At 66.3% G+C, this 6,563-nt stretch carries 5 protein-coding genes and 2 rRNA genes; 4 read left to right on the top strand and 3 right to left on the bottom strand.

Translation table 11 applies throughout. The features are described 5' to 3' along the window. Together BJF87_RS21515 and rrf are read left to right on the top strand one after the other, a co-directional pair. Nucleotides 1-105, top strand: a 23S ribosomal RNA gene (locus BJF87_RS21515); the annotation flags it as partial. A 111-nt stretch (nt 106-216) separates the two neighbouring features. Beyond that, nucleotides 217-332 (top strand): 5S ribosomal RNA (rrf, locus tag BJF87_RS21510). Between the two features lie 220 nt (nt 333-552). On the opposite strand, the gene BJF87_RS21505 is transcribed toward rrf, so the two are convergent. Beyond that, nucleotides 553-2,391 (bottom strand): NAD(P)/FAD-dependent oxidoreductase, encoded by a 1,839-nt coding sequence (locus tag BJF87_RS21505; RefSeq protein ID WP_006357491.1) that lies wholly within the window; start codon nt 2,389-2,391, stop codon nt 553-555. Between the two features lie 162 nt (nt 2,392-2,553). Here BJF87_RS21505 and BJF87_RS21500 point away from each other — a divergent pair, with 162 nt between their 5' ends. After that, nucleotides 2,554-3,789: a helix-turn-helix domain-containing protein gene (locus BJF87_RS21500; protein WP_006357492.1), complete on the top strand. Its 1,236-nt coding sequence runs from the start codon at nt 2,554-2,556 to the stop codon at nt 3,787-3,789. Nucleotides 3,790-3,905: 116 nt separating this feature from the next. On the opposite strand, the gene BJF87_RS21495 is transcribed toward BJF87_RS21500, so the two are convergent. Both BJF87_RS21495 and BJF87_RS21490 read right to left on the bottom strand, forming a co-directional pair. Further along, nucleotides 3,906-4,592: a response regulator transcription factor gene (locus BJF87_RS21495; RefSeq protein ID WP_006357493.1), complete on the bottom strand. Its 687-nt coding sequence runs from the start codon at nt 4,590-4,592 to the stop codon at nt 3,906-3,908. Then, entirely contained in the window at nt 4,589-5,758 is a 1,170-nt protein-coding gene (locus BJF87_RS21490) for a sensor histidine kinase (protein WP_042375686.1), read from the bottom strand. Before BJF87_RS21490 ends, BJF87_RS21495 begins: the two co-directional genes overlap by 4 nt. Before the next feature lie 165 nt (nt 5,759-5,923). Between BJF87_RS21490 and BJF87_RS21485 the strand changes: the two genes are divergently transcribed. Beyond that, entirely contained in the window at nt 5,924-6,529 is a 606-nt protein-coding gene (locus BJF87_RS21485; RefSeq protein ID WP_006357495.1) for a universal stress protein, read from the top strand. Nucleotides 6,530-6,563 lie beyond the last annotated feature (34 nt).

Genomic DNA, 6,563 nt, shown 5'->3' with positions numbered 1-6,563 from the left:
TTGCGGGGTTAAGGCCCCCTACAGACCATGGGGTTGATAGGCCAGAACTGTACGCACAGCAATGTGTTCAGGTGACTGGTACTAATCGGCCGAGGACTTACCAACAACACCCACAACATCACCAAACAACAGGTTTTGGTGTGTTCGCATCCACTATGCATCTTCTGAGACAACACACAACAAACAAACAAACCGTTGTGGATTGTTTCATAAAGTTACGGCGGCCATAGCGGAGGGGAAACGCCCGGCCCCATTCCGAACCCGGAAGCTAAGCCTCCAGCGCCAATGGTACTGCACCTTAATCAGTGTGGGAGAGTAGGACACCGCCGAACACAACATCCCATTGTGGCCCTACACGAGTAATCGTGTAGGGCCACAATGCATTTCCGGGGCTGTCGCTGATAGAGGAAACCCACCGGTTTTCCGTACTTCCACCCCCTGACCGGGTGGTGGATCTACGGAAAAAGGGTGGGTGTGCGGGCCGGCTCGGGCCACAGACATGAGAATGCCCCGCGATCTCCTCGTCACGGGGCATTACTCGTCTTCAGGTACTCAGCTGAGGTGATGCACTTCGGCCAGTCCGTAGACCGGAGTGTCGAGACCCTCGTACCGAGCCTTCAGCTGGAGTGCCAGGTAGAGGGAGTAGTGCCGGGACTGATGCAGGTTGCCGCCGTGGAACCAGAGGCCAGGCTGCTGCGTCGGCTTCCACATGTTGCGCTGCTCGCCCTCCCACGGGCCGGGATCCTTCGTGGTGTCCGATCCCAGTCCCCATACCTTGCCGACGCGGTCGGCGACGTCCTGTCCCATCAGGTCAGCGGCCCAGCCGTTCATCGATCCGAACCCCGTTGCGTAGACCACGACATCGGCCTCGAGCTCGGTGCCGTCGGCGAGCACGACGGAGTTCTCGGTGAGGTGATCGAGCTGTCCCTGAACCAGCTTGATGGTCCCGTTGGCGATGAGCTCGCTGGCGCCGACGTCGATGTAGTAACCCGAGCCGCGTCGTAGGTACTTCATGAACAGGCCCGAGTCGTCGTCACCGAAGTCGAGTCTGAAGCCGGCCGCCTCGAGACGGTCGTAGAACTCCTTGTCCTGCTCGCGGATCTGGTTGTAGACCGGCACCTGGAACGCGTGCATGATCCGGTAGGGCAGCGACGCGAAGGTCAGGTCGGCCTTCTTGGTGGTCATGCCGGAGGCGACGGCCTCCTCGCTGTACAGGCCGCCGAGGGCGATCGACCGCAGCGAATCGGACTTCACGATATGCGTCGACGAGCGCTGCACCATCGTGGCGTCGACGCCGTTGTCGACGAGGGCTTTGCAGATGTCGTGAGCCGAGTTGTTCGACCCGATCACGACGACCTTCTTGCCGGCGTAGGCGTCGGGACCCGGGTGCCGGCTGGAGTGGTGCTGCTCGCCGGCGAAGATGTCCTGACCCGGCACCGTGGGGATCGAGGGCTTACCGGACATGCCCGTCGCGAGTACGAGCTGCGTCGGGTGGAGCGTGAGGCGTTCGCCGTCGCGGTCGAGTTCGACCGTCCAGCGTTCCTGGTCCTCGTCGTAGTTCGCCGACAGGCAGGTGGTCTTGCTCCAGTAGGGCACCTCCATGACCTTGGTGTAGAACTCGAGCCAGTCGCCGATCTTGTCCTTGGGTGCGAACACCGGCCAGTTCTCGGGGAAGGGGAGATAAGGGAGGTGGTCGTACCAGACCGGGTCGTGCAGGCAGAGGGACTTGTAACGCTTACGCCACTGGTCGCCGGGCCGGTCGTGACGGTCCACGACGACCGACGGCACCCCGAGCTGTCGAAGGCGTGCCCCGAGCGCGATGCCGCCCTGTCCGCCGCCGATCACGAGGACATAGGGCTGGGCAGTCCGGCCGAGCTCGCGCTCCTCGTCGGCCTTCTTCTCCGCCCACGATCGGGTGTCCGGATCGGAACCGTGCACGGCACCGAGCACGCGGGTCGGACCGCGGCTCTCCTCGTAACCCTTCAACTCCTGCATGGTCGTGAGGAGCGTCCAGGCGCGGTCGACGCCGTCGGCGTCCGGACGGATGCGTACATGGCCCTCGCAGCGTCCGACGGCGGTCTCGAACGAAAGGAAGGCCGACGCCACGCCGTCGCCGTCATCGGTGGCGTCCTCGGTCGTCGCGAAGCCCGCCGGCCGGGTGTCGGCCAGGCGTGCGGTCAGCATGTCGCTGATCTGCTCGTGGCCCTCGACCGTCTTGATGTTCCAGGTGAATGCCGTGAGATCGCGCCAGTAGCTGTCGGTGAGGAACGCACTCGTCGCACGCCCGACATCCAGCGCGGCCAGCGCAGCTTCGAACTCCTGCAGCCACGCGTCGACACGCTGCTGTGGGGTGCGGCCGGTGCTGACAACCGGCTCCATCGTCTGGGTCATCGTCTCTCCTCAAACAGTTCGGGGTGGCGCCGATAGTGACGCGGGCCACAATCTTGCTGAGGACAGCAGACGCCTCGGGTGCCCGCGCCGGCAAGGGTTGCAGTCCGTTGCGACCCGTCCCCTCGTTGCATCGCTTCTGTGATGTGACGCACAATCTTGGTAATGACGATTTCCGACCACGTCTCCGATCTGGAGCCTGCCGTACAGGCCGGCGACGATCCGCGGGAGTTCGCCCACGTCCTCAGCGCCGTCCACGACGCCGCTATGTCGGGTGGGCGGATGCCGGCACGTCCGCGGGCCGTCATCGACGACTCGTGGCAGCGGCTTCGCAGGGCAGGCCTCTCTCCGGACGCCGACACCGCGGTCGAGCGGGGCCTGGACTTCGAAGAACTCGAGGAGCGGCGACGCCAGTCGGGACTGATCGAGGTCGTCGATGAACTCGCACGCAATCTGGACTCGTTGATCGCGGACGGGGACAACATCCTGGTCATCGCCGATGCACGAGGTCACGTGCTGTGGCGCAGCGGGTCGTCGAGGGTGCTCAGTCGTGCCGATCAGCTGGGGTTCATCGAGGGCGCCGACTGGGCAGAGGGTTCGGTGGGCACGAATGCGATCGGCACCGCACTGATGTCCGGCAAGTCCATCCAGGTGTTCTCCGCCGAGCACTTCGTCCGCAGCCACCACTCCTGGACGTGCACCGGAGCTCCGATCAAGGACCCGCGGACCGGAGACGTGCTCGGCGTCGTCGACGTCAGCGGTCCGGCGGCAACGATCCACCCGACCACCCTGGCGCTCGTACATGCCGTCGCGCGGTTGGCCGAGTCGCAGCTGCGGGAACAGCATCACCGACGGCTCGATTGCCTCCGGGCGGTCGCAGCGCCGATTCTCGCCCGCTCGCCGGGGCCGGCGTTGGCCGTCGACGTGGACGGCTGGGTGGCGGCCGTCGATGCGGTGTCCCCACGATCGCGGCTGTTGTTGCCGCGCGGTGTCGGACCTGGCCGGTCCTTCTTCGGTGCACTCGGCGAATGCGATGTGGAAGCGTTACCGGGCGGCTGGCTCGTGCGCGTCGCCGATGCCGCGGATGCGTCGACGACGCGGGTCTCGATGCGAACGGTTGTCGCCGCTTCCGGAGGTGAGTGTGTCGAGGTCTCGGTCGAGGGAGCCAGTGGCGGCTGGACCCATCGGTGTTCGCCCCGGCACGGTGAGATACTCACCTTTCTCGCGCGGCACCGTAGCGGGGTGACCGCTGCGCAGATGTCGGCGCACCTCTTCGGCGTCGACGATCGGACGGTGACCGTCCGCGCCGAGATGTCCCGGCTGCGCAAGCGTTTCGGCGGTCTGCTGATGGCGGGACCGTACCGCTTCGCAGACGGCGTCGAGGTGCGCCTGGCCGGCTGAGAACTGCCCTGCAAACCGCTCCTGAGATCAACACACCTGGAGCGTCACCGCGGACATGTCGTCGTCGACAGCCCTGCTGAGGGTGCGTTTGAGGGGCGGATTCCAGTGGCTCCCGGTCAGTCGTACTCGGCCAGGACGAGTCCCCGGTCGTAGGCGTAGACGATCGCCGCGGCGCGGTCCCGCAGGTCGAGCTTGGTGAAGATGTGGTTCACGTGAGTCTTCACCGTCACCTGCGAAATGCCCAGTGCCGAACCGATTTCGCCGTTCGTCAGGCCGCGGGCGATCAGACGCAGGACGTCGGTCTCGCGGTCGGTCAGATCCGGTGCGATCGAGGTCTGCTCACGCCCGGCGCGTCGGAAACCGTTCAGGACACGTTCGGTGACGGCGGGATCAAGGAAGGCGCCGTCGCGGACCACGGCCCGGACCGCCCAGATCAGGGCCTCTGCCGACGAGTCCTTCAGGATGAAACCCGCGGCGCCGGCACGCAGTGCGCCGGACAGCAAATCGTCGTCGTCGAAGGTGGTCAGTACGAGCACCGGCGGGGGTTCGCGGAGTGTCCGCAACATCGTCGTGGCGGTGATGCCGTCGATGTTCCGCATGCGCAGATCCATCACCACGATGTCCGGTCGGTGTTCGGCTACCGCCGCGAGAACCTCTGAGCCGTCGGCACATTCTCCGACTATGTCGAAACCGTCCCGAGGGCGGAGTATGCGTCGGAGTCCGGTGCGGACCAGTTCCTGGTCGTCGACCAGGAGGACTCGGATCGGGTCGGTGCCGATGTCGGTGGGACCGGTGGAGGTCATACGCCGATCCCGTCGGTCATGACCCGGGCCGGGAGCGTGGCCCGTACGGTCCAGGTCCCGTTGTCGTGGCAGGTCTCGAAGGTGCCGCCGAGCAAGGCGGCCCGTTGCGTCATGCCGTCGATCCCGGCGCCGTCGCGATCTCTCGCCCGTCCGCCGAAGTGTGGGTTCTCGATGGTGATCTCGACCGAGTCGCCCACAGTGACGCTCACCGTGGCCCGGTTGGCAGTCGAGTGTTTGACGACGTCGGCGAGGGACTCCTGCGTGATCCGGTACAGGGCAGCGGAGACCGGATCGGGGAGCGCGGCGAGGTCGCCGTCCACGCGGTGGGAGACGTGGATGCCCGCCTTCCGGTAGTCGTCGATCAGCGCGGCGAGATCGCGATCGCTGGGCGGAGTCGTGGGCGGCTGTGTCTCGTTCGCGCCGAGCACGTGCACGATGTTCCGGATCTCGGACATGGCCTGCCGGCCCTGGCGTTCGGCGTCGGTCAGGGCGTCGATCGCATCGTCGACGTCGCGATCCTGTTCCAGTGCGCGCCGCGCGCCGGTGACGTTCAGCATGGTGATCGACAACGAGTGCGCGATGACGTCGTGGATCTCGCGCGCGATACGGCGGCGCTCGTCGCTGGCGGCACGATCGGCGCGCTCCCGCAAGACGCGGGCACGATTGTCGGACAGGCGTTTCTGGATCAGGACCATGTATCCGATCAGCCAACCGCAGGCGACGCCGAGCGCGTACAACGCGGGGGACTCGAGGCCACCGAAAATTCCGAACGCCACGACCAACGCGACGCACACGACCGCGACGCGGATTCCGGTGCGCAGTGAGTACATCGCGGCACCGATGGCCGCCGTGAGGGTCAACTGCAGGGGCGCGGCATCGTTGGGTACCGGGGCCATCAGGAAACACAGAGTGCTCGCCAGCACGGTGAAGCAGACGTACGTCGACGGTGGCACGCTGAGATCGAGGACGAGTGTCAGGCATGCGAGCACGAGTCCCGCGATCACCCAGCCGAGATGATCGAACGGGTATCGCTGCGCCACCGCGACCGCCGTGACGACCACGCTCGCCGACAGGATAACCGCGGGGTACAGCGGGGGATAGTCTCCGCCGGCGCGTTCGACCCGACGCCGCAGTTCGGCTCCGAGGTCTGCTGTGAAGCTCGTCACCGTTCCAGAATAGGTCCGCAGCCCGCGCCCGCTTCCTCCCACCGATGGATTCCGACCTCCACCCACGGGTGGATGTCAGTTCATCCCACAGCATGGCGATTCGGGGTCTTCGCCTCCATAGCGTTGTGAGCAGCACGTTTACATCACTGGCGAGAGGACGAGACGATGATGCTGCTCCCCGGACCCAACGGCCCGCAATGGGTCGCGTCACCCGCTGTTCCGGAACTACACGGACTGTCCGCGGGACGCCCGGTGGTCGTCGGCGTCTCCGGAAGCGAGGCGTCGCGTCGGGCCATCAAGACCGCCGTGCGCGCGACCGGAGGGACGTCCGACGTGATTCTGGTCTGCGCGACACGACGCAGCCGGCGAGACGAGGCCCCGACCGGACTTCACGATGCACTCAAGGACGAGTCCTACCTGCTGAGCGGGCAGGCCACGGTCGCCGAGCAGCTGCGGACCGCGCGTGAACTCGCGATCTGGCTCGGCGCGCGATCGGTGGTGACGGCCACCGACCTCGGCGACCCGGTCGCGGTGATGCAGCGGGCTGTCGAGCGCTTCGGCGCCGGGGCGGTCGTGCTCGGTACCTCCGGTCGTCGGCCCGGGTGGACGGCGAGGTCCCTCGCCCGGCACCTCGATGCCGAGGTGGATCTCGTCGTCACCGATGGGACACGGCATCACCGTCGCCGGTTCACGACCCGGGAGGCATCGCTCCGCACCCTCCGCTGGACACCGGGATGGACCGTTCCGCAACGCGGCCTTGCCTCCCGCTGAACGCTTGGGAGTATGTGCACATGCGCATCACCGA

The sequence above is a fragment of the Gordonia sp. CNJ-863 genome, from assembly GCF_001942325.1.
Taxonomy (GTDB): Bacteria; Actinomycetota; Actinomycetes; order Mycobacteriales; family Mycobacteriaceae; genus Gordonia; species Gordonia alkanivorans.
This window is presented reverse-complemented; position numbering and strand designations above follow the sequence as displayed.

Bases quoted from the DNA above. Each gene is read 5' to 3' on its own strand.
- BJF87_RS21505 (WP_006357491.1), bottom strand. From the start codon at position 2,391: ATGACCCAGACGATGGAGCCGGTTGTCAGCACCGGCCGCACCCCACAG.
- BJF87_RS21500 (WP_006357492.1), top strand. From the start codon at position 2,554: ATGACGATTTCCGACCACGTCTCCGATCTGGAGCCTGCCGTACAGGCC.
- BJF87_RS21495 (WP_006357493.1), bottom strand. From the start codon at position 4,592: ATGACCTCCACCGGTCCCACCGACATCGGCACCGACCCGATCCGAGTC.
- BJF87_RS21485 (WP_006357495.1), top strand. From the start codon at position 5,924: ATGATGCTGCTCCCCGGACCCAACGGCCCGCAATGGGTCGCGTCACCC.